22 protein-coding genes and 1 pseudogene are annotated in these 21,278 nt (G+C 57.0%); 14 read left to right on the top strand and 9 right to left on the bottom strand.

What is annotated here, in order from left to right; genetic code table 11:
• The first annotated feature begins 49 nt into the window (after positions 1-49).
• The 7 genes from P8S53_RS16245 (at position 50) to P8S53_RS16215 (ending at position 7,539) form a co-directional block, all read left to right on the top strand.
• A complete protein-coding gene (locus tag P8S53_RS16245; RefSeq protein WP_277805023.1) occupies positions 50-1,630 on the top strand; it encodes an ABC transporter substrate-binding protein in 1,581 nt (526 codons plus the stop codon).
• Positions 1,631-1,717: 87 nt separating this feature from the next.
• Complete coding sequence (locus P8S53_RS16240) at positions 1,718-2,698, top strand: ABC transporter permease (protein WP_277805022.1); 981 nt, start codon at positions 1,718-1,720, stop codon at positions 2,696-2,698.
• Complete coding sequence (locus P8S53_RS16235) at positions 2,698-3,600, top strand: ABC transporter permease (protein WP_277805021.1); 903 nt, start codon at positions 2,698-2,700, stop codon at positions 3,598-3,600. The genes P8S53_RS16240 and P8S53_RS16235 overlap by 1 nt, the downstream gene beginning before the upstream one ends.
• Before the next feature lie 29 nt (positions 3,601-3,629).
• Positions 3,630-4,484, top strand: a complete 855-nt coding sequence (locus tag P8S53_RS16230; protein WP_277805020.1) for an ABC transporter ATP-binding protein — start codon at positions 3,630-3,632, stop codon at positions 4,482-4,484.
• Between the two features lie 74 nt (positions 4,485-4,558).
• Positions 4,559-5,308 carry an ATP-binding cassette domain-containing protein gene (locus P8S53_RS16225; protein WP_277805019.1) on the top strand — a complete coding sequence of 250 codons (750 nt, stop codon included), beginning with the start codon at positions 4,559-4,561 and terminating at the stop codon, positions 5,306-5,308.
• A gap of 44 nt (positions 5,309-5,352) precedes the next feature.
• On the top strand, positions 5,353-6,501 hold the full coding sequence (locus tag P8S53_RS16220; protein ID WP_277805018.1) for an FAD-binding oxidoreductase: 1,149 nt from the start codon (positions 5,353-5,355) through the stop codon (positions 6,499-6,501).
• A 15-nt stretch (positions 6,502-6,516) separates the two neighbouring features.
• Positions 6,517-7,539 (top strand): Gfo/Idh/MocA family protein, encoded by a 1,023-nt coding sequence (locus P8S53_RS16215; protein ID WP_277805017.1) that lies wholly within the window; start codon positions 6,517-6,519, stop codon positions 7,537-7,539.
• A gap of 318 nt (positions 7,540-7,857) precedes the next feature.
• Here the strand turns inward: P8S53_RS16215 and P8S53_RS16210 are convergent, their stop codons facing one another.
• Complete coding sequence (locus P8S53_RS16210; RefSeq protein ID WP_277805016.1) at positions 7,858-8,448, bottom strand: UPF0149 family protein; 591 nt, start codon at positions 8,446-8,448, stop codon at positions 7,858-7,860.
• Positions 8,432-8,650, bottom strand: coding sequence for a hypothetical protein (locus tag P8S53_RS16205; protein ID WP_277805015.1), 219 nt, complete (start codon positions 8,648-8,650; stop codon positions 8,432-8,434). The genes P8S53_RS16210 and P8S53_RS16205 overlap by 17 nt, the downstream gene beginning before the upstream one ends.
• A gap of 426 nt (positions 8,651-9,076) precedes the next feature.
• Between P8S53_RS16205 and P8S53_RS16200 the strand changes: the two genes are divergently transcribed.
• Together P8S53_RS16200 and P8S53_RS16195 are read left to right on the top strand one after the other, a co-directional pair.
• Entirely contained in the window at positions 9,077-9,502 is a 426-nt protein-coding gene (locus P8S53_RS16200; RefSeq protein WP_277806723.1) for an OsmC family protein, read from the top strand.
• 569 nt (positions 9,503-10,071) lie between these two features.
• Positions 10,072-10,526 (top strand): annotated as a pseudogene (locus P8S53_RS16195) (integrase core domain-containing protein); the annotation flags it as partial.
• Positions 10,527-10,564: 38 nt separating this feature from the next.
• Here P8S53_RS16195 and P8S53_RS16190 read toward each other — a convergent pair.
• On the bottom strand, positions 10,565-11,377 hold the full coding sequence (locus P8S53_RS16190) for a nucleotidyltransferase domain-containing protein (RefSeq protein ID WP_277805014.1): 813 nt from the start codon (positions 11,375-11,377) through the stop codon (positions 10,565-10,567).
• A gap of 203 nt (positions 11,378-11,580) precedes the next feature.
• Here P8S53_RS16190 and P8S53_RS16185 point away from each other — a divergent pair, with 203 nt between their 5' ends.
• Positions 11,581-11,910 carry an arsenate reductase family protein gene (locus P8S53_RS16185; RefSeq protein WP_277805013.1) on the top strand — a complete coding sequence of 110 codons (330 nt, stop codon included), beginning with the start codon at positions 11,581-11,583 and terminating at the stop codon, positions 11,908-11,910.
• A gap of 62 nt (positions 11,911-11,972) precedes the next feature.
• Here P8S53_RS16185 and P8S53_RS16180 read toward each other — a convergent pair whose 3' ends face one another.
• The gene (locus tag P8S53_RS16180) at positions 11,973-12,401 is read right to left on the bottom strand and encodes a helix-turn-helix domain-containing protein (RefSeq protein ID WP_277805012.1); all 429 of its coding nucleotides are present in this window, start codon (positions 12,399-12,401) and stop codon (positions 11,973-11,975) included.
• A gap of 38 nt (positions 12,402-12,439) precedes the next feature.
• Here P8S53_RS16180 and P8S53_RS16175 point away from each other — a divergent pair, with 38 nt between their 5' ends.
• The gene (locus tag P8S53_RS16175) at positions 12,440-13,456 is read left to right on the top strand and encodes a hypothetical protein (RefSeq protein ID WP_277805011.1); all 1,017 of its coding nucleotides are present in this window, start codon (positions 12,440-12,442) and stop codon (positions 13,454-13,456) included.
• On the opposite strand, the gene P8S53_RS16170 is transcribed toward P8S53_RS16175, so the two are convergent.
• From P8S53_RS16170 to P8S53_RS16155, 4 genes are all read right to left on the bottom strand, one after another.
• Positions 13,451-14,290, bottom strand: coding sequence for an arginase family protein (locus P8S53_RS16170; protein WP_277805010.1), 840 nt, complete (start codon positions 14,288-14,290; stop codon positions 13,451-13,453). The genes P8S53_RS16175 and P8S53_RS16170 overlap by 6 nt on opposite strands.
• A 133-nt stretch (positions 14,291-14,423) precedes the next feature.
• Entirely contained in the window at positions 14,424-15,602 is a 1,179-nt protein-coding gene (locus P8S53_RS16165; RefSeq protein WP_277805009.1) for a hypothetical protein, read from the bottom strand.
• Between the two features lie 328 nt (positions 15,603-15,930).
• Positions 15,931-17,145 (bottom strand): mannonate dehydratase, encoded by a 1,215-nt coding sequence (uxuA, locus tag P8S53_RS16160; RefSeq protein WP_277805008.1) that lies wholly within the window; start codon positions 17,143-17,145, stop codon positions 15,931-15,933.
• A 286-nt stretch (positions 17,146-17,431) separates the two neighbouring features.
• A complete protein-coding gene (locus P8S53_RS16155; RefSeq protein ID WP_277805007.1) occupies positions 17,432-17,554 on the bottom strand; it encodes a hypothetical protein in 123 nt (40 codons plus the stop codon).
• Positions 17,555-17,787: 233 nt separating this feature from the next.
• On the opposite strand from P8S53_RS16155, the gene P8S53_RS16150 reads away from it, so the two are divergent.
• The 3 genes from P8S53_RS16150 (at position 17,788) to P8S53_RS16140 (ending at position 20,211) form a co-directional block, all read left to right on the top strand.
• Positions 17,788-18,435, top strand: coding sequence for a TetR/AcrR family transcriptional regulator (locus P8S53_RS16150; RefSeq protein WP_277805006.1), 648 nt, complete (start codon positions 17,788-17,790; stop codon positions 18,433-18,435).
• Positions 18,436-18,500: 65 nt separating this feature from the next.
• Complete coding sequence (locus P8S53_RS16145; RefSeq protein WP_277805005.1) at positions 18,501-19,073, top strand: exopolysaccharide biosynthesis protein; 573 nt, start codon at positions 18,501-18,503, stop codon at positions 19,071-19,073.
• A gap of 226 nt (positions 19,074-19,299) precedes the next feature.
• A complete protein-coding gene (locus tag P8S53_RS16140) occupies positions 19,300-20,211 on the top strand; it encodes a lysophospholipid acyltransferase family protein (RefSeq protein ID WP_277805004.1) in 912 nt (303 codons plus the stop codon).
• Between the two features lie 78 nt (positions 20,212-20,289).
• Here the strand turns inward: P8S53_RS16140 and P8S53_RS16135 are convergent, their stop codons facing one another.
• Positions 20,290-21,081 (bottom strand): IclR family transcriptional regulator, encoded by a 792-nt coding sequence (locus P8S53_RS16135; RefSeq protein WP_277805003.1) that lies wholly within the window; start codon positions 21,079-21,081, stop codon positions 20,290-20,292.
• Positions 21,082-21,278: the final 197 nt, after the last annotated feature.

Here is a 21,278-nt window from a genome sequence, read left to right as displayed (position 1 = left end):
GAACACACAAAAACAACCATCAATTGAACTTCCAACAAAGGAGACGACAATGAAACACTTCACTTTTGGAAACCAGAGGGCGCGACTGTTATCTGCCACGCTTGGTGTGATGGTGGCCTGTGCAGGTCCGGCATTGGCCCAGAATGACAACACATTCGTCTATTCGTTGGCAACTGCACCAAGTCATCTGAACATGGGCATTACTACGGATGGCGCTGCGGGCTTCGTAAGTCGTGCCCTTCATGACCCGCTGGTCAATCTGAACCGCGATTTTGAGATGGTGCCTGCACTGGCCAGATCATGGAGCGTGAATGACGATTCAACAGAGTATACCTTTAATCTTGTCGAAAACGCTGTCTGGCATGATGGCGCGCCTTTCACCTCGCGCGATGTGAAGTTTTATTTCGACACCTTTATGGCGATACACCCTTTGGGTGGGCCTATCTACTCGATCTATGAAGAAACCCTGACACCCGATGATTACACGGTTATCGTACGTCTAAGCGAACCGTTCGGTCCGCTTGTCGAAGCCATGAGCGCGCATATCATGCTGCCTGCGCACTTGTATGAAGGCACGGATGTCGTTACCAACCCCGCCAATATCGACGCCGTGGGCACTGGCCCCTATCGGCTGGAGAACTTCGACAGCGGCAATTCGGTGACCCTCGTGAAAAACGAAGATTACTGGGGCGAACATGGCGATGTGGACCGGATCGTCTATCAGGTCATGCCGGACGCCAATTCCCGGAATCTTGCACTGCAAAGCGGCAACGTCGATCTGGTGCCGACGGCGGGGTTCCAGCTTGCACAGAAGGTTTTGTTTGAAAACAACCCGCAATTCTGGATCTCAATGGTGCGCACACAGCCACAATCGCATTTGCTGTTCTTCAACACGCGCAAGCCGATTCTGGAAGAAGCTGACGTGCGCCATGCCTTGTTCCACGCGATTGATCGCGAACAGATTGCGCGGGTTGTCTATATGGGAACAGCGGAACCATCGCGCGGGCCGATCCCCAATCAGGTGGCCTGGACAGCCCACCCAGACGTAGACTTTACGGAAACCTTTGCCTTCGATCCGGCGCGCGCCGAAGAAATGCTGGACGCGGCAGGATACGAGCGCGGGGCGGACGGAACGCGATTTTCACTGCGCCTGAATTACCGCAATGACAACCCCGTCTATGCGGGCACCGCAGAGGTCATTGCGTCGAACCTTGAGCAGATTGGCGTCAAAATCAATCTTCTGTCGCAAGACCCCAACATCTCTACTGAATTTGTCTATGTGAACCACGAGTTTGATATTCATATTCAAGAGCTTGCGGCATTTGCGGACCCAACATTGGGGGTGGCACGGGCGTATGTCTGCAACAGCCAGAACCGCGCTTTTGCAAACCCCACTGGTGTATGTGACCCTGACATTGATGCAGCTTTTGCGGCGGCAGCCAAGGTCGCAGACCGTGAACAGCGCATTGAGCTGTTTGCAGAAGCGTCCGCAGCTGCCGGGCATGTGCTGGGAACTGCGCCGCTGGTGTCTGCGCTGGGTGTTGAAGTCTATCGTGGCGATAAATGGGACGGTCTGGAAGAATTCACCGCTGTCCACCGCTTCGATTGGAGCAAGCTGCGCGCAAAGTAAAGGTGCCAGCCTTCTGAAGGGGCGGTGCCGGTCAACCCGGCATCGCCCGCCGCCGCCCCCTGATTTTTGTGCCAAAGGACCACGTCCATGACCATAGCCTGGGCCAGACACATCCTGAAATTGCTAATCTCGTCGTTGTTGCTGATCCTTGCGGTCGTGACCGTTATGTTCATGCTGCTGGAAATTGCACCGGGCGACCCCCTTCAAGCCTTGGTGGGCGAGGTGCCGATCCCTGATGCATTCCGCGCGCAGATGATCGAAGCTTACGGGTTGGACCGTTCCCTGCCAGAGCGTTATCTGTCTTACCTGGGGAATATCCTGACCGGCAATCTGGGTTACTCTTTCGCCAATCGTGTCCCTGTGATCGACCTTATTCTGGGACGGCTTGGCAATACCCTTATCCTGACCGTGCCAAGTTTGGTCATCTCCTCGATCGGGGGCATCATCCTTGGGGCCATGGCCGCCCGCACACGGTCGCGGTTTGCAGACGGGTCAATTTCATTTCTGGCTGTGGTCGGGTTTTCAATTCCCAGTTTCTGGCTTGCCCTGATGCTGATCCTGATGTTCTCGGTGATCCTGCCGATCTTTCCGGCCCAAGGGATGACGGATTTCGGGTCAACCGGTTTTTCCTGGCGGCATCTGGTCTTGCCTCTGACGTCGTTGCTGGTGGCCGAACTGGCATTCAAGGCGCGGATTATGCGTTCCAGTATGATCGAAGTCCTTGGGCAGGATTACATCGACACAGCGCGGTCAAAAGGACTGTCGAGCTTCCAGATACTGCGCCACCATGGGTTGCTGAACTCGATGCTGCCGATGGTGTCCGTGATCGGCTACAGCGCGGGCTTCACCCTTGCCGGGGCCGTGTTGGTCGAAAAAGTGTTTGGTTGGCCGGGAATGGGGTTGTTGCTTTATGACTCCATTCATCGCGGCGAAAACATGGTGGTGATGGGGATCTTGCTGATCCTGACAGTTACCATCGTCGTCGTGAATATTCTGACAGATGTGGTTTACGGGCTGGTCGATCCGCGGATCAGGGCACGCTACCAAATGTCGAGAGAGGCGAACTGATGGCCCTGCAAGAGAATATTTCCCCCGCTATCGCACCTGAAATACCCGTCACGCCGGATCAGGCAGATTTCAGCAGGCAAAGTCCATTGCGCGAGTTTCTGCGCAGGCCGTTGACTGTTTTCTTCCTGATCATTCTTGCGGCAATAATCGGGCTGTGTTTCGTTGGCCCTTATTTCAGCCATAGTCCGACACTGACGGCCTTCATCCCGCTACAGGCGCCGGGTGCTGAAAACCTTGCGGGCACGGATCATCTGGGGCGCGATATGCTTGCGCGGCTTATGCGTGGTGGTCAGGTTTCGATTTTTGTCGGGCTTTCTGTCGCCGCAATCTGCCTGACTGTGGCCATCGTCGTAGGCGGGCTGGCTGGGTTCTATGGCGGAATTGCTGATGTTCTGCTGATGAAGTTGTCCGAATTCTTCCAGGTTATACCGGGCATTATTCTGGCGCTGGTGTCAGTAGCCCTTCTGGGTGCCAGTCTGGAAATCATCATTCTGATCTTGTCGATTACCATGTGGCCCCAGGTCGCACGGATCTTGCGCGCGGAATGTATGCGCATCCGTGAATTGGGTTATGTCGAATCTTCGCGCGCAGCCGGTTTCCGTCCCATTAGAATTTTCTTCTTTGATGTCCTGCCAAATGCATTTCCGCCGGTCCTTGTCGCGACGACCATGACCGTAGGTCGCGCTATTCTTGCGGAATCCGGCCTTGCGTTTCTGGGGCTGGGGGATGCGAACCAACCCAGTTGGGGCGCCCTTCTTTACAGCGCGCAAGCCTATTTGCAGATCGCCTGGTGGCTGACAGTTCTGCCCGGTCTGGCAATTTTCATTGTGGTGCTGGCCGTAAACATGCTGGGCGACATTCTTAACGATTGTCTGAACCCCATGCTGAGCCGGGTGAAATGACCATGGGCAACAATGAAAGGGCTACAGATATGTCCCAGGATGAACAAGCTTTGCTGGTGGTCAAAGGGTTGCAAGTCAAACTGCCGACAGGGCGAAACCGGTTGGTTCATGCGGTGCGCAATGTTGACCTGACGGTCCGCGCCGGAGAGCGGGTGGGTATCGTCGGCGAATCCGGTTCTGGAAAATCCGTGACAGTCCGCGCCATTTCGGGGCTGCTGCCGGACTCGCCGTTGGTGCAGGTGCAGGGCTCGATCCAGTTCCGGGGGCGGGAACTGAACGGGGCGGATGCACGCATATGGCGTGACATCCGTGCAAAACGCATTGGCATGATCTTTCAGGATCCGCACAGTTTTCTGAACCCTACGATGCGGATTGGCGCGCAGATAAATGAGGCGCTGAAAATGGGACGCGGCGCGCAGACATCACGCGATGAATTGCTGCGCGTCATCGCGCTTGCGGGTCTGCCGGATCCTGAACGCATGGCACAACGTTTCCCGTTTGAACTAAGCGGCGGTATGCGCCAGCGGGTCTTGATTGCTATTGCTTTGGCGAAATCCCCTGAGATTATCATTGCTGATGAACCGACAACAGCGCTGGATGCGACAGTTCAACGTCAGGTGTTGAAATCATTGGATGACAGCGTCACGGCGCTTGGCACATCCTTGCTGTTGATCACCCATGATCTTGCCGTGGTGGCAGGGCTGTGTGATCGGATTTATGTCATGTATGGCGGCGAAGTGGTCGAAACCGGTTCAACCGAGAAGATATTCTCTGCGCCAGAACACCCCTACACCAAAGAGTTGCTGCGCTGTGTCCAGAGTTTGGCCGACGATACGCCGGACCTTTACGTCAGCGATTATTCCAACAAGCAAAACGCACAATGAAAGGGCCGGGTATGGAACTTTGTGCAAGTGGTCTGACAAAAACTTTTGGCAAACGCGGAGTCGGGCCTGCAGTGATGGCGGTCGACAATGTGTCACTGACCATTCGTCCCGGTGATTTCACAGCGGTAGTGGGCGAAAGCGGCAGTGGCAAAAGCACAGTTGCGCGCATGCTTCTGGGGCTTGTTCCCCCAAGTAGCGGGACCGTCACGTTCAACGGGCGCAATCTGGCAGATATGAACCGCGCGCAGATGATGGAGTATCGCAGCGCCGTCCAATGTGTGCTGCAAGACCCGTCAGCTGCGTTGAACCCGCGCAACACTGTGCGCACAATTTTGTCTGAAGTGATACGCTTGCACGGACTTGCAAGGCGCAAGGCTGATGTGCTGGAAAAGGTCAGGGAAGCGCTTGAGATTGTTGATCTGAAACCTGCCGAACACTTTCTGGAACGCTATCCCCATCAGCTTAGCGGCGGACAACGCCAACGTGTGTTGATTGCACGCGCCGTCATTCTGAAGCCGTCCATCATCATCGCAGATGAAGCGGTTTCTGCACTGGATGTGTCGGTCAAGGCCGGAATTATTAACCTGCTGAATACGCTGCGTTCAGAACTGAATATCGGGTATCTGTTCATCACCCATGACCTGCCCGTGGTCAAGAAAGTCGCTGATTTCGTGTATGTCATGAAATCCGGCAAAGTGGTTGAAAAGGCGCCCAAATCGCAATTGTTCAGCGCACCGGGGACCGACTACACCCGCGAGCTACTGGCCGCCGCCCCTGTGCCCGATCCGGCGCGTGCCAAGGACTGGATCAGATCTGCCTCGTAGCATGGTTTGCACCTCAATCAAGACAGCCTAAAAGGAAAGAAAAAATGACAAATACGTCCTCCCCCCGCCGTGTGGGTATCATTGGCGGTGGCATCTTCGGTGTTGCGACTGCTTGGTTTCTGGCCCGCGCAGGTGTTGAAATCATACTGCTGAATGATGGCCCGCTTGCGAATGGTGCGTCCAACCGGTCAATCGCATGGCTGAACTCTGCCAACCGGCGTTCGGCCGAATATCATGCGTTGCGCATGCTGGGTATGGACCGCTGGCGCAGTTTCCGCGCACATCGCCCGGAGAGTCATGGATTCTTGCGGTTTGACGGCGGGCTTCGCTGGAAAAGCCTGATTGATGGCGCAACACTTCATGAAACTCTGAAGTATGAACAAGGCATTGGCTATGATTCCCAATGGCTGGATTGTGATCAGATCGCGCAGAAAATATCCGGCGTTGACCCGAGTTCGATCAAAGAAGGACATGCAATATACAATCCCGGAGAGGGGTGGGTCGATCTGCCCAGTGTGATCAGCCTTATGGCAAGGGAATTGCGCGCCCGTGGTGCGACACTTGTGGAGAATGCGGGCAAGTCCGACATCGTGACAAACTCCGGCAAGGTCAGTGCAGTGCGCACCGCCGCAGGTGATCTGTTCGAGGTTGACGCCGCCTTGCTGGCCACGGGTCCTTCTGTCCCGGAGGCCGTGCGCGAGCTGGGCATGCCGATGGGCGATGACAGCCCTGTTTCATTGCTGATTTTGACCAAACCCATCGCATCGGGTCTGCGGTGTGTCCTGAATACGCCCCGCGCAGCCATTCGGCCTGCTGTAAATAACTGTCTTGCCATCGATTCCGGCTGGGTCGAACGCGCCATGATCATTCATGACGATGGCAGTTTTGAGTATAGCGATGAAACAGTGCAGACGCTGCTGCAAGAGGCTGAGAAGCTGATTATAGGCAATCCCAAACTACAGATTGATCATGTCGGGGTGGGACGCAAGCCAATACCGGGCGGGGGTGAACCTGTTGCAGGTGCGCTGGGCGGTATTGAAGGGTATTATGTGGCATTCAGTCATAGCGGCGCCACATTGGGACTGATTTTGCCCGAACTTTTGGCCCGAGAGATACTGACAGGCGAGATATCCCCGCTGTTCGCCAATTTCCGGCCAACCCGTTACGCCGATGACGTTCGTGCAGCGCAATAAAAGGAACCGCTGGCCATGCAAGCACAACCCAAAACTGTCTGGGGTGTCCTAAGCACAGCGAATATTGCTGTGAAACAAGTCATTCCCGCCATGCAGAAAAGTAATAAGCTGGTGGTTGGTGCGATTGCATCGCGCAATGCCGACCACGCTTCAGAGGTCGCCGGAATCCTGGGTGTCGGAAAGGCTTATGGCAGTTATGACGCGCTTCTGGCCGATCCAAAGATTGATATCATCTATAACCCGTTGCCCAATCATCTTCATGTGCCATGGACCCTGAAAGCGCTGGAAGCCGGAAAGCATGTGTTATGCGAAAAGCCTATTGCCCTTAGCGCAGACGATGCTGCAAAACTGACGGAGGTCAGCCGACGGACAGGCAAGAAGGTTCGCGAAGCCTTCATGGTTCGCCATCACCCGCAATGGATTCGTGTCCGTGAGTTGGTGCGGAACGGATCGCTTGGCCGCATCGGGGCTGTTCATGCCAGCTTCTGCTATGAGAACCACGATCCACTGAATGTCCGCAACAGGCTGGATATCGGCGGCGGGGCGTTGAATGATGTCGGCTGTTATGCGGTGGCTATGGGGCGTGACATCTTCGGGTGTGAGCCTGAAAAGGTCGTTGTCCTGATGGATCGTGACCCCGAATTTGGCACAGACCGTCTGACCAGCGCAATTATTGCATTTCCAGAAGGGCGCCGGCTGGTGTTTAGCTGCGCCACGCAACTTGTTCGCAGCCAGGATGTGCAGATTATCGGAACCAGGGGGCGGGTATCGTTCGCTGTGCCGTTCAATCAAGCGCCCGATCAGACTGCGCGGCTGATGATCGACGATGGCACATTCGTCAAAGGCAGTGCGCTTCTGGTCGAGGAATTCGAACCTGTGGACCAGTATATGCTACAGGCCGAAGACTTCGCAAACCTGTGCATAGGGCTCGGGCAAGAAGGCCCCGATCTGGAAGATGCTATATGCAACATGCATGTCATGGATGCATTACGGATGTCGGAGGAGTCACAGGGATGGGTCACGGTGAAACCTGATTGAGCTGTGATGGTTTATCGACAATGCCAGTTTGAGAAACGCAGCAGGCCCTGCGTGCCAAGATGGAAGAGCAACCTCTTAAATTCGGGGGGGACTTGTGCCGCAGGTTTTTCAGTCCGCACGACTGGTGCTGACGCTGTGGGCTTATACTGCAAGTGTCATTGACTGCCTCGAGGATTGTCGTCGCTATACCTTGTCGATGCCGTCAACAGAGTCCGCAACATGTCAAATAAACGAAACATACATCGAGTGTATCATATTCAGTGACCGCTGCTGACGATCCTGGGGCAGCAGGCTGCTGCGCGCAGGACAATGACCCCTTCATGCCTCCGCCAGATTTGCTGCGTTACGCGCTGCCAGCCATTGGCCGATGATGCGTATATAACCAGTCTCAAGCCCTGCTTTCGATCGGTCACTGATCTGACGCTGCACCGCGCGATCTTTTGGCCCTGTGGCTTTTGCGGGCCAGCTCGACTTGAACTTCTCGCATCCCAGTGTGAACCCTGCCGCCCAGTCTTGCCGGCCCTTGGGCCCGCGCTGCGCCATCTGTCGCGCGAAATCTTCAGGGTCTTCCGCGACCGCAATCGCGCCATGCGCACGCATCATCACGATGTCCAGAAACCGTTGCAACTCCAACGGCCCCAATCCGCTGATCGCGTGGTCGAACAGCGGTGGCATCCAGCGGTTCGGTGTTATCATCTTCGGGGCGATGATGACTGCCATCAGGCAGCCATCGATCCAGTCTGCCGCGACCTTTGTGCCTTTCAACAGGGCTGTAAGTTCGCCTGTCTCCTCGGGTGCAGGCTCATCATCCTGTGCCAGTGCAATAAATCCCTGTGCATCGCCATCGTCGGCCAGTTCGTCACTCTCAAAAGCCCAGGCTTCAAAGCTCTGCTCAAGAATGTCTTCCATGACGGGGATCTTCTTGATGTCTCGCCTCAAGTGCAAGATCATCTTCCTGTGCCGCACAGGCCCTTGCAACAACTTGCCCGCCAAGCGCGGTCTTGTGCAGCAGCAGATGCGCAGCCCGTTCCAGCACATCCCGCCGTGCGTCAAAATCATCGCGCGTGTCTGCCAATTCGGCAAACACCTGATCAAGCTTCGTCTGTGCCACGCATGGCATCCCTTAACGCACATCACTACGGTGCCAACCTAGCCATCTTCGCCAGATTTGTCAGCCGGGTTCAGAAACTGGGGGTGCCGTTTCGTCCATAACATGTGCCCGGCAGCGCAGCGCAAGCATACGACAATATGTTCACTCGAAGGGCGGCATGAGCCGACGCCGTAGATGGTCGAAATGCGGTTTCACCAAAGTGGCCGCTCGGACTGGGCGCATGTGCGCCACCGCCGGCGACTTACACATGTGCATCAGTCTTGGATATCAGTTTATCCGGATAACCCGCAACAAGACCAGGAACGCAAGGAGTTTAAGTCTTACCTTCGCACGATCCTGTGATCAGCTAATACGAGTGCTGGTGCTTGAAATTATCGGTCGGGGGCATTTTCTGACATTGAGGTTAGATTGAACAAGGAGATTGATATGAAGCGCATGGGTTCTGCTATATGGAAGGGTGATCTCAAAACCGGGACTGGCATTACAAGCACAGAGAGCGGTGTGTTGAAAGACGCCCAATATGGGTTTGCCACTCGATTCGAGGATGGACCAGGGACCAATCCAGAGGAACTGATTGGAGCCGCCCATGCCAGTTGTTTTTCTATGGCGTTGTCACTCATCTTGTCTGAGCATGGTCTTGTTGCTGACCAGATCGCCACGACTGCAACAGTGACATTGGACAAGGTGGACGGGGGCTTTGCGGTTACGAAAATCCACCTTGATTTGGTTGCGGATATCCCCGGCGCATCTGATGATACATTCATGGCTGCCGCAGAAGCCGCGAAAGCAGGATGTCCGATCTCCAAACTGCTGAATGCGGAGATCACGCTCTCCGCGAAACTGAACAGCTAAGCTGGAGCAACTGGAACAGGCCTCCCGGAAGATTGCTCAGGTTTGGTGGCTTGTCTTCAACGGTTGATCTGAAACGGCTATCTCGGCGGCCAAGGCCGCCGGACAGCGATCATGAGACTTATGCTACCCTAGGGTTGATCTCACGCGGTCCGATACCGCGACAAACAGTGTCAAAATCCTGTCCCAGAAACCAAATGACACGTCAAATCAATACCTTATATGGCGCCCCATCGGGCGCGTTTTGCTACTCTGAAAGCGTGTCTGCGTCCCATTAAATTGGGATACTTATGACGTTTGATGCGCTCCGGGTTTGTCGGAGACCATCAACTTAAGTAAGGATGATGGTTATGACGAAAAGCAAAAAGACAAATCGCTACTCACCTGACTGAGAGGGATTAGAATACAGTCTGGTAGACTGTTTTCCCGATGAAGCGCACATGCGGTCCGGATGGTGTTCGAGCATCAAGGCTCATACGAAACGCAGGCGGGCCCGATCCCGGCCATTGCACCCAAGATTGGCTGAATTGCACAGACGTTGCGCGAATGGGTCAAGTAGGCCGAGAAAGACAGTGGCCTTCGTAATCAACGTTTTCGCGCGCAGGATAGTTGGCTGGCGGGCCTCGATCTCGATGACAACCGGCTTCGTGCTTGATGCCCTGAGCCAGACCATTTGTCAGCGCGCACCGTCCGAGGCGGACAAGCTGATCCATCACAGTGATCGGGGCAGTATTTGTCGATCCGATACACCGAACGGCTGGCTGAGGCTGGCATCGACATACCGGTGGGCAGCGTCGGTGACAGCTATGATGACGCCCTGGCCGAAAGCATCATCGGCCTCTTCAAGACCGAAGTCATCAAGTTCCTTGGCACTTGGAGGTCCGTCGGCCAAATTGAATGGGAAACCCTGAAATAGGTCGACTGGTATAACAAGACGCACCTGCACAGCGCCATCGGATACGTCACACCGAACGAAGCAGAGGAGGCATTCTATGCAAGCTTGAACGCTGACGAAAAAGCAGCGTAATCATTGAACCAGAAACTCTCCGGTAAACCCGCATCAGTTCAAATTTCTGCCGTGCTATAGGGTCTTTCGACGTTCAGTGTTTTCTTCAGCCCTGCCCATGTGACTGTTTCAAACCGCTCTGGCCAGTCAAGCCCCAGTTGGTGTGCCATTCTCCGGGCGCGGGGCAGATAAGCAGCAGCATAGGCCAGATGCGCCTCGATCATGGCCTCTCGTTCGGGTATGGCGGGTGGCAGCGCGGTCAGAACGTCCTTCTGGGGCTGTGTGATAAGCCGGTTCAGATGCAAAATGCCACCGCGATGCGGCGCGTTCGTTTCCTCGATCATCAGTTCAACCAGATAGTTGCGCAGATGAAAGATACCCAGAACGCCGTTGATATATTCCTCGCGTCCGACGGCCAGATGCAAAAGGCCCAGAATGCGAATAAAATCCTCGATCTGGCGTTTGAATTTTTCAGGGTTGGTCCTGCGTTCCGAAACCGCTTCAGGCAGGGTCGCATAGATGCCATCATGATCGATCAATGGTTTCAGCGCGTCCTGGGTCTGCGCAGACATCTGCGATGGTTTCAGAATAACGACATCTGTTCTGGTCCAATCGGCCGTAATGGCGTTTATCAGCACAGGAACCGGGGTTCGGTCCCACCATAAGACGATTTCGCCGGTCTTTGCGATGGCCCCTTGCCATATCCTTGCAATTTCGTCGGTGGCCCCTTCGTCTGAAACCAGAATGAAATCGATGTCGCTATAGGCATCGGCCAGACCGTTCCCGAAACTTCCACTTAGAAACAAGGCGCGAACGCGCGGCTCATTGGCCAACGCAGTTTTTATCATCTGAATGATGTCGTCGTGGCCCATTCCCTGGCCCCGCATGTCGCAAGAATGCGGTTATGCTAGTGTCCCTCAGCGCAGGGGTCAATGAGGGCCACCGGCACGACCCTGACTGCACAGCTGAAATCCGCCCGAATAAACCGGATTGTGCATCACGCATGCATTGAACCGGTTGCGCGGAAGGGCAGGATGCAGGAAGCTACGGCGCTACAGCCACAGGAGATTGCGACATGATGATTTACGGGTTGAACACTTGCGCAATCTGTCAAAAGGCCCGCAAGGCGCTGGCGGCGCAGGGCAATGATGTCAGTTTCCGTGATATTCGGGCTGATCCCCTGACCGAGGCTGAGCTGACTGAGTTGATTGCAGAATTCGGGGACCGGTTGGTTGACCGGACATCGAATGATTACCGTGGGCTGAATACATGGCTGAAAAATTCAGAGGCAGAGGCACAGATCGCGGCCCAACCCAAGGTGATGGCGCGTCCGGTAATCCGTGACGGGGATGTGTTCTATCTTGGTTGGGATGACGCCGTGCAGGACGCCTTGGGCCTAAGCTGATGCCGTGTCGGGCGGGGCGATGGCGACGGCCGCCGCAAGTCGGGGCGCAGACAATCGCGGCGCTACTGCGTGTCATCCCCATGCGCCAAAAGTGACGGATGCCCCGCAGGCTGCGCTGAATTATCGTTTGCCCAAGTGTAAAGCTGCCGGATAATCGACCCCAGCGCCGCCCCCTGTGGCGTCAACCCATAGGTCACTTCGCGCGGGAAACTATTATGGACCCTGCGCGCGATCAGGGCGCGGCGCGTCAATCCGTTCAGCCGCTCGCTCAGGACTTTGGGTGTGATCCCCGGCAGCATGTTTTGCAAACTGCCGTATCGCATCGGGCCGCCGGAAAGGTGCCACAGGATCAGGGCATTCCAACGATGCCCCAGAAACGCCAGCCAGTCCTCTGCCAGACAATCGGCAGGGCGGCGCGCTGTGCGGGGTATGCCTTCGGTGGTGCTTCCCGTTTGGATAGTCGTGATTCGCTGTGTTTCATGGCCCTTCATTGCGCCAGTATCGGTGCCAATCTGCGAAGGAACAAGGGATGGCGGGCATTCTTATCATTGGTGGTTATGGCCATGTCGGGCACCAGATTGCGGCGCAACTGCTGCGTGCAGGGCAGGCGGGTCTGCGTATCGCGGGGCGTGATGCAGGCCGGTCGGCGGCCATGGCCGGACGGCTTGGATGCGACTGGACGATCGTGGATATGGACAACCCCGCAAGCTGGGGCACTGCCCTTGCGGGGATTGGCACGGTGCTTGTTTGCAGTGATGTCGGAAGTGCGGATTTTCCGGCGCATGTGCTGGAACGAGGGCTTGCCTATATCGACATATCGGCCACAGATGCGGTTTTGCGCCAGATAGAAGCGTTGGACCCGCTTGCGCGTGCGCAGGGGGGCTGCGCGGTCCTTTCGGTTGGGCTGGCGCCGGGGCTAAGCAATCTTATGGCCCGCGCCGCTGTGGCGGGGATGGCGCGGATTGATGCGGTGACAATCGGGGTTCTGCTGGGACTTGGCGATGCGCATGGTCCGGCGGCGGTGAACTGGACGCTGGACAACATGTACCCCTTGCCGCCGGGCGCAGTGCAGATGCTGGGGTTTGGCCCACAGTCGCGCCCTGTTCCAACGATGCCTTTTGCCTTCGCCGATCAGCATGTGCTGGCGCGCCGTCAGGGAATGGCGAATGTGACCACACGTCTGGGGTTGGATTCGCCCCTGATCACGCGTGGCGCGCTGCGCATGCTGGCACGGATGGTGCGGCGGTCATGGGTTCGCCGCCTGCTGTGCCGGAGTATGGCCCGCTTTCGCCTTGGGTCGGATCGTGCATCGCTTGTCGTCACGGCTGCGGGCCACGGCGTTGACGGGCCGATGCATCGCCGCCTGACACTTGACGGACGGGCGGAAGCGGCAATCACCGCGCTGGTGGCTGCGCGCGTGGCACAGATGCTGCCGGGCAAGGCCCGCCCCGGCGTCTGGCATATTGACGAGATCTGGCAGTTTTCCGATTTCGCGCCCGCCCTGACACAGGCAGGCATCACATTGGGCGGGCAGGGCAGGTCATAACCTGCCCGATACTGGCGGCCCGTCTGCCAATAGCGGGGCAAGCGCATCCAGCAAGGGATCAGGGGATACAGGATCGCCATTCTGAACCCATGCATTCTGAAACTCTGCAATCTCCATGCCGATAAACTGGTGCTCTGCGATCACGTCGCAGCAGGCGCGCAGATCATCCAGCGACAGCCCGCCTTCAACCACATAATCCGTGGGAACAATGCCCGGATTCAGCACGTCGCAATCTAAATGCATATAGACAGCGCGGCCTGCGATTGCCGCGCGAAGTTTCGCGCCCAGGCCCTGTTGCGGTTGGATGTGCGGGATGTGGTGGCGGTTGATCAGGTCCTGCTCGAAAGGGTCCAGATCGCGCTGCCCTACCAGCACAATCTGATCCATCATCAAGCCTGCCCCCAAACCGGTGTCCCACATGCCAAGGGGGCCGGCCAGTGCCAGCCCGCCCAGATACCCTGTTGTCGTGGCGTCGGGGGTGTTCAGGTCGGCATGGGCATCAAACCAGACAATGCACGCAGACGGATGGTGCTTTGCAACAGCGGGCAGCGTTGCCAAAGAGGTGGCACAACGGTTTGTTGCGGCAATGGAAACCGAGCGGCGCGACAAAACCGCGTCAATCCGTGTTTGCAGGTGCCGCAGGGCGGGCAGCGCCGCATCCAGTTCTTCGCGCCATCCTGTGTTCAGGGCCGGTTCAGGGGTGCCGACAACACATGGCGCAACACCTGTCCGGCGCGCAAGGGCGTGCCCGATTGCACGGGCACCGGGCATTGCCAGATCATTGTGATCGCCCGCCCGCCCCTGAAACACCGTGTATTCCCTGCGATTTGACACTTGCTTCCCTCGTCAGATTATGTGTCGGTGCGCGGATGCAAAACGCAACCGCCGGTTGGCGCACATGCGTGGCCCATGCCCTGCGGAAACTACCATGAACCCTGCCCAAGCGCGAGGGCTGCGCAGGCGACTGTCATTGGCGGGTTGCTGACAGGTCCTTGTCAGTTATCGGCTGGCCGCGCTTCAATGCCTTGCGCAGCGCATATATGCGGTCTTCGTGCAGGGTTGCGCCGCAATCGCGGCACGCATCGCGAAGAAGCGCCATCTGGTCGCGGTGTATGCGCGCGCCGATCACACATGACACCGTCAACAGATCGAGAATACGGGTCTGGCCTGTGGTGTCCAGCGCGGCCAGATGGTCGCGCATGCTGGACCAGTCCAGTTTCAGGTTCGTGTGACGATCAAGTGCACTGCGCAAGCGGGTTATCAGATAGATATGATTGGGATGGGCGTCGCGCCCGCGGGTCAGCATCTCGCCCGCTGCATGCAGCGACACGTCTTTTTCAGTATCGTCCAGATCATCAGTATTCTGGAAATGCGCTGCAATCAGGTTATCTGCGGCAAACGGGCCAAGGGTGCGCACCCGCGCTTCTGTCATGATGCGCCAGATGATATAGGCATTCCATGCTGCGTATAACGGCCCGGCAAACAGCGGAACCATGCCGCGAATTGCCATGCGCGCGGCCACGCGGCGCAGAAACACCCGCAGAATGAAACTGCTGACACCGACCTTCAGCTTATAGGCGATATTCACCGCCATAAGTTTCCAGCTTGACACATATGCATAAGGGTCAATCCCGTAGATAAGTATCTGCGGGCTGGGAAATTCCAGCGCGGTGCGTGCAAGGCTGTGGGCGAAAAGCCGGTCTTCACGGCCCCCCGCCAGCGCAAGGCCGGAATGCTGCGTCACGCGTGCGATCCCGCCCAGCGCCAGCGCATACAGCAACGCAATTTCTATTGCGCTGATCATGCCTACGAGAACATAAAAGACAGACCAATAGGGAAGTGTCGCTTGCCATCCGGCATCGTCCAATCCGTCCAATATGCTTTGGCGCATCCAGATCTCGGCGCCGCCAATCAGCCCGCCCGAAATGATGCCCGCCAGTGCCGACAGGCTGATCACCCATTTGCTGACGCGGTTGATCGACTGAACGCATGCGCGCGATGGGGGGGCGACCCTTGCGCTGTCTGCGCCGCGCTGCGCCAGATAGGCGGCAAACCTGCGCTCCAGAATGTTGGGCTGTGGCGAATATATGTCTGCCGTCGGCACTGTTGCCTCGTGTTTGTTTCCGGCAAGATGGGGGCGGTGCATCACCTTGATGCGCCGCGTGCCGGACGGGGCAAGGCCCTGTTCTGCACCAGCGCGAATTTGGTCCAGTGCGAGTGTATCATCACAAGCAACGTTCCTGGGGCCATCCCGTTCCTTGCAATTTAGAAAGCAAAGGCAATATCAGCGGTGTTTGCAGGTCGGGCCAGTATGCATGACCCGCCAAATGGCCCTATCTGCAATGTTCACATCCCTGCGCGATGGCACGAAGAAAGCGCAGGCCTTGCGAATGAAGATGTCTTTGAGCATGTGTCGCTTGATGGCGCATATCGTTTGGTCGGGGAAAGATGCCGTTGTGTATCGGCGGGTCTGTTCAGCCAATGCCAATGCTTGCATGTGACAACGCGGCTTCTATTCCGCGAAGTTCCGCCAGTCCCTTCATGCGTCCGATCATCGGATAGCCAGGTTGCCCGCCCCGCCCGATATCATCCAGTATGTCCTGGCCGTGATCAGGGCGCATTGGTATGCGCCAGTCCTGCCGGCCTTGTACACGCCTACGGTTTTCTTCGCGCAGGATTGCGGCGACAAGGGCAACCATGTCCGATTGTCCCGCCAGATGCTCGTCTTCATAGAATGATCCGCGTATATGGCCGCTTTCGCGGCGCACATTGCGCAGATGAAGGAAATGCACACGGTCCCCCAGCCGGTCCATCATGCCGGGCAGGTCGTTGTCAGGCCGTGCCCCCAATGACCCCGAGCACAGTGTGATTCCATTGGCCCGTATATCCACTGCGGCCATAAGCGCGGAATAATCTGCCTCGGTAGACATGATCCGCGGCAACCCAAGCAGCCCGAAAGGCGGATCGTCAGGGTGACAGCACAAACGCATTCCCAAGTCTTCAGCGACGGGCGCGACGTGTTCAAGAAATGCGTGGAAATGGCGGCGCAGCACTGCATCTGTTACAGGTGCATAGCTTTCCAGCAAGTCACGGACGCCCTGCATGCTCAGACGCTCGGCACTGCCGGGCAGGCCAAAAACCACGCTTTCGGCCAGTTCTTTTTGGCGCGCTTCAGTCATTTGGGAAAACCGCTGCGCGGCGGCTTCGCGTATGTCTTCGGGGAAATCTTCGGTCGCGCCCTTGCGTTGCAGAATATGAATGTCGAAGGCGGCAAAATCGATGAAATCGAAGCGCATGCAGGTTGCCCCTGACGGTCGCCGCCATGCTAGATCTGTGCGGGTCCAGTCCAGAACCGGCATGAAATTGTAGCAGATAACGTCTATGCCCGCGTCCTTCAGGTGTCGCATTGACGTGATCCAGTTCGCGATATGGGTGCGCCAATCACCAGTCTGCGTCTTTATCGCCTCGCTGACCGGCAGGCTTTCAACCACCTCCCAGGCCAGGCCCGATTCCGTGCCATCGCGCATAATGGCCAGTTGTTGCTGGCGCTTTGCAATTTCGCTTGGTGACCAGACCGCCCCGGTGGGAATATGATGCAACGCTGTGACCACACCCTGCACAGACGCCTGTAGCATGTCATCAACCGAAACCCGATCCGCAGGCCCGAACCACCGCCATGTGTGTCGCATTGACTTGTTCCTTCTCTATTCTTGTGCGCCTCAGGCCGTGAAATGCAGATGCACCCTGGCTGATTGATGGTTATCCCCGCCATATGCGATGGCTCGCGCAGTCATCCGCGCGGGCAACACCTGTGTGACCATGGGCGACAGGTCAATGGCCATAATCAGGCTTTGCGGCAACGCGGGTCCATGGCACGTCAATTTCTGCCATGCTGCCTTGTGGGCAGCTTTGATGTTACCGGCTGCTTCGTGGCCCAGAACAAATCGGGCTCGCAAGCGTAGGGAGCCAAGTCAGTCATGTCGTATCCTTGTCCTGCGTGACGTATGCGCGAAGGGCCTTGACGCCCGCACGGGTGGTTGCTGGCACGTCGCCTGCGCGCGTCGGGTTTGGTATTTTATGGGTGGCTCCAATGCTCATATTCATGCCCGATAATTTCCGCAGTATGTCTGTAAAACAAATTGTTGACAAGTATGGTAGTGTGTTTGCAGCATTTGAAAAGCAAGTTTAACTACCGACTTATGCGCAGTAGCTTTCGGTCGGGTTTATGCTGTCTGGCCGTTCCCAGCGCTTGCCAACGCATGTGAGAGGTGCTAACTTACACCTGAGAGAAAAGTGCTTCAACACTTGCCCGAGCGAAAAGACAAAACCTGATGCCTGTTGCAACCTCCGTCAACGACCCATTGCCAGAGGTGAAGCAGAAGGCTGCCTATCACCACGGCGACCTTCGCGCGCAGCTGATTGCAACAGTGCGCAAGCTTGTCGAAGCCCATGGCCCGGACGGATTTTCTGTGGCCGAAGCGGCGCGTCGTGCAGGCGTCAGTTCCGCCGCGCCCTACAAGCATTTCAAGGACCGCCATGAGATTTTGCGCGGCGTGGTCAGTGAAGCCATGGACCGGCTGCGCACCGCCATGCAGGCCGGGGCCGCAGCACATGCGCCCGCCTCGTTGCAGGCGGTGGCGGCTGTCGGGCAGGCATATGTCAGTTTTGCAAGGGCCGAACCCGGCGTCTTCCGGCTGATGTTTGGCCTGACCGAAGGGCATGAAAATTACCCTGACCTGCTGGCAAAGGGCGAAAGATGCTTTGGCGTGATTGTTCACGCGGTCGCCGCCTGTCTGGAACTGCCGCCCGATGATCCGGACACCCAGCGCCGCGCCTATATGCTGTGGTCGTCGGTGCACGGGCATTCGTTTTTACACATCGACATGAAGACCAAGATTGCAACAGCCGAAATTGATGACTGGATGTATCTTATGGAAATCAGTCGCGCTATTCTTGTTCCGGCGGCCAAGTCACAATGATGGGGCAATGCTGGATTCTTGGCGACAGATCAAAGACCAGGGCAAGCGAAGCGCAGGAACTGCATGTGCGCCCGGTTCAGGACATTCTGAACCGTATCCGGGGTGCAATTACCGGACCATCTGTGACAATCGACACGATTGTGCGCGCCATGGACCCGGCGCTGCAACCCGTGCTGCTGCTGTTGCCCGCCCTGATCCTTGTGACGCCGCTAAGCGGCATACCCGGCCTGTCATCGCTTGGGGGGCTGACGATTGCCTTGGTTGCGTTGCAGATTCTGCTGGCGCGCCCGACAATCTGGCTGCCCGCATTCGTGCTTCGTCGGCAGTTGTCCGCGGACCGGCTGGGGAGGGCGCTTGTCGGGCTTGATCGTGCAGCCCGGTTTATCGACCGCAGGTCTGTCGCGCGGGTGAATTGGTTTTTCGCATTTCCGGGCAGGCAACTGGCGCTTGCCGTATGCGTGTCATGTGGGCTGGCAATGCCCTTTCTGGAACTGGTTCCTTTTTCCGCGACCACGCTTGCTTTGGTTGTGACGGTTCTTTCTGCGGCGCTTCTGGTGCGTGATGGCCTGCTGGCTGCGTTCGGGTTGGGTGGTTTCGCGTTGGCGATCCTGATCATCACGAAACTCGCAATATCTTGATGTCCATGCGGGTGCGGCCTTTTCATCGCCCTGCGCAGGCGCCCGAATGGACAAAGCCTGCGATCCGAAATGGTATGGGCGCTGGGCGCGCGCATGCCCCTGCCCGCAGTGTCAGCAATTGCCATCATGAATGTGATGCCGACACCAGTTGCAATGGGTCTGGTTCATCTGCGTCTGTCGCGGAATTTTTGTTTGGCTTTCCGGTCGAACCCAATCATACAGAGCCATGCTCTCAAAGTCGCTGAAATCAGTTCTGCATCATGCAAGATACTTCCCGTTGTGGTCCGCGCTTACGGTTCTGCGCTGGCGTTCCTTTGACTCGCGCTCGCGCGGGTTGGGAACAACATTCGCAATGATCATGCGCTGGTTCCCGCCCGCCAGATGGCGGTTTGACCGTGAAGCCAGACGGGTTTTCCCCGATATGAAGCGCAGCGCGCGCGCAAAGCTTGGCCAGGATATGGGCAGGCATATGGGGCGAACGCTGTTCGAGATATACCACGACGCTGAATTCCAGACCCAGCACCATAAATTCAAGGCCTCTGGCCCCGGTCTGGATGCCTTGAAAGAGGCGCAGGCCATGGGCAAAGGGGCCATCATTGTGTCTGGCCATTTCGGACAATGGGAAGCCGTGCGCGCCGTGGTAAAAATGAACGGGCTTGAAAGTGGCGCGGTCTATCGCCCCAACAAGAACCGCCATTATGAACGCCGGATCCGCACTGGAATTGAAGCAGGCGGCACACCCATTCTGGCAACCGGCCGCGTCGGGACCAGGGCGCTTGTGCGTCATCTTCGGGGTGGGGGGATTGTATCGATCCTGCTGGACGAAAAATATGTAGAAGGTATCTGGCTGCCTTTCCTTGGACATGATGCCCTTACATCGCTGTCTGCGGCCCAGCTGGCCCTGAAATACGACCTGCCCATGATCCCCGCATATGGCATTCGCATTGACGACGGAAATGCATTCAGTGTCGAATTCGAAGCCCCGATTCCGCATACTGACAGCATCACCATGACGCGTGCGTTCAATGACAGCCTGTCGGCGCGGATACTGGAAAACCCTGCCCAATGGTATTGGATGCTAAGGCGTTGGGGCAGCGTTGGCGCATCGTCACGCGCCAGCGAAAGCACCGAGCTGTAAGTGCATCGCCATGAGTGGCGGGGCAGGGCAAGCTGATGCGGCGGCAGAACCAAGCGTCAGACGGAGTTTTCCGCGCTTTCAGGGCTTGTGCTCGTATCCCAGTTGTCTGGAAATACCTTGCGCCGTGACCTGTAGCGTTGTGCCCAGCATATCGATCACGTCTGGTGTGGCTTCCTGCCGCGTCAGCGACACGGCGATGCCCGCAACGGCTGCGTTTGTATGATCACGCAGAATAGTGCCCAGACAAATCATTCCTTGTCGCACCTGTCCATTATCAATCGAAAAGCCGCGTTCGCGAACCGCCTCTAGCTCGTTCAGCAACTCTGGCACATTGCGCAGGCTGTGCTCTGTAAGGGGTTGGGGAAAGTGGCCATCGAACCGGCGGCAAATCTCTTGATCGGGTTGGGATGCAAGCTGCGCCAAACCGGTTGCAGTAAAGGGGGCGGGCAACCGCATGCCGATGCGAAACGTCACCCCAAGCGGCTGATTCGCCTGTTCGCAGGCAATATAGACCACCTCATCATGTTCAAGCACCGTCATTGTGACCGTGAACCGGGCCAGCTCACGGTTCTGTGCAAAATAGGCTTTGAAGCTTGTCACCAGATCGGTTTGCGACAAAAAACCCTGCGCCCATCGCAGCGGATGCGACCCGATACGAAAGCCCCCGCCCGGAACCCGCTGGACAAGCCCGATGTCTTCCATAGCGAGGATAAGGCCATGTGATGTGCTTTTCGGCAGCCCAAGGGCGCGCGAAATTTCGGCCATGCTTAGGGCTGTTCCGGTGTCTGCAAGATGGTCGAGGATTGCTACGGCACGACGCAATGCGGGGGCATTGGTGGCCCCTGAAGACGCGGAAACTGATGGCGGCATGGGGACTCCAGCTTGACATGACCAAATTATCCTTCTTAGTATGTACAATATACGGAATATAAGTTCAATATATTGAACTGAATTCGGGGGGAGATATGTTCAGGCTGAATGACCGTGCCATGCCGATGGTGGATGCCCTGCGGAGCGGCGCCAAGACCACATCTGTAGGGCGGCGCTGTGCATGACATTTTTGAACT

Origin of the sequence: Roseinatronobacter sp. S2 (assembly GCF_029581395.1) — a bacterium.
GTDB lineage: Bacteria > Pseudomonadota > Alphaproteobacteria > Rhodobacterales > Rhodobacteraceae > Roseinatronobacter.
The sequence above is the reverse complement of the archived record's forward strand: the minus strand, read 5'-3'. Positions and strand labels throughout refer to the sequence as shown.

Bases quoted from the DNA above. Each gene is read 5' to 3' on its own strand.
- P8S53_RS16245 (WP_277805023.1), top strand. From the start codon at position 50: ATGAAACACTTCACTTTTGGAAACCAGAGGGCGCGACTGTTATCTGCC.
- P8S53_RS16240 (WP_277805022.1), top strand. From the start codon at position 1,718: ATGACCATAGCCTGGGCCAGACACATCCTGAAATTGCTAATCTCGTCG.
- P8S53_RS16235 (WP_277805021.1), top strand. From the start codon at position 2,698: ATGGCCCTGCAAGAGAATATTTCCCCCGCTATCGCACCTGAAATACCC.
- P8S53_RS16230 (WP_277805020.1), top strand. From the start codon at position 3,630: ATGTCCCAGGATGAACAAGCTTTGCTGGTGGTCAAAGGGTTGCAAGTC.
- P8S53_RS16225 (WP_277805019.1), top strand. From the start codon at position 4,559: ATGGCGGTCGACAATGTGTCACTGACCATTCGTCCCGGTGATTTCACA.
- P8S53_RS16220 (WP_277805018.1), top strand. From the start codon at position 5,353: ATGACAAATACGTCCTCCCCCCGCCGTGTGGGTATCATTGGCGGTGGC.
- P8S53_RS16215 (WP_277805017.1), top strand. From the start codon at position 6,517: ATGCAAGCACAACCCAAAACTGTCTGGGGTGTCCTAAGCACAGCGAAT.
- P8S53_RS16210 (WP_277805016.1), bottom strand. From the start codon at position 8,448: ATGGAAGACATTCTTGAGCAGAGCTTTGAAGCCTGGGCTTTTGAGAGT.
- P8S53_RS16200 (WP_277806723.1), top strand. From the start codon at position 9,077: ATGAAGCGCATGGGTTCTGCTATATGGAAGGGTGATCTCAAAACCGGG.
- P8S53_RS16190 (WP_277805014.1), bottom strand. From the start codon at position 11,377: ATGGGCCACGACGACATCATTCAGATGATAAAAACTGCGTTGGCCAAT.
- P8S53_RS16185 (WP_277805013.1), top strand. From the start codon at position 11,581: ATGATGATTTACGGGTTGAACACTTGCGCAATCTGTCAAAAGGCCCGC.
- P8S53_RS16180 (WP_277805012.1), bottom strand. From the start codon at position 12,401: ATGAAGGGCCATGAAACACAGCGAATCACGACTATCCAAACGGGAAGC.
- P8S53_RS16175 (WP_277805011.1), top strand. From the start codon at position 12,440: ATGGCGGGCATTCTTATCATTGGTGGTTATGGCCATGTCGGGCACCAG.
- P8S53_RS16165 (WP_277805009.1), bottom strand. From the start codon at position 15,602: ATGCACCGCCCCCATCTTGCCGGAAACAAACACGAGGCAACAGTGCCG.
- uxuA (WP_277805008.1), bottom strand. From the start codon at position 17,145: ATGCGACACACATGGCGGTGGTTCGGGCCTGCGGATCGGGTTTCGGTT.
- P8S53_RS16155 (WP_277805007.1), bottom strand. From the start codon at position 17,554: ATGAGCATTGGAGCCACCCATAAAATACCAAACCCGACGCGCGCAGGC.
- P8S53_RS16150 (WP_277805006.1), top strand. From the start codon at position 17,788: ATGCCTGTTGCAACCTCCGTCAACGACCCATTGCCAGAGGTGAAGCAG.
- P8S53_RS16140 (WP_277805004.1), top strand. From the start codon at position 19,300: ATGCTCTCAAAGTCGCTGAAATCAGTTCTGCATCATGCAAGATACTTC.
- P8S53_RS16135 (WP_277805003.1), bottom strand. From the start codon at position 21,081: ATGCCGCCATCAGTTTCCGCGTCTTCAGGGGCCACCAATGCCCCCGCA.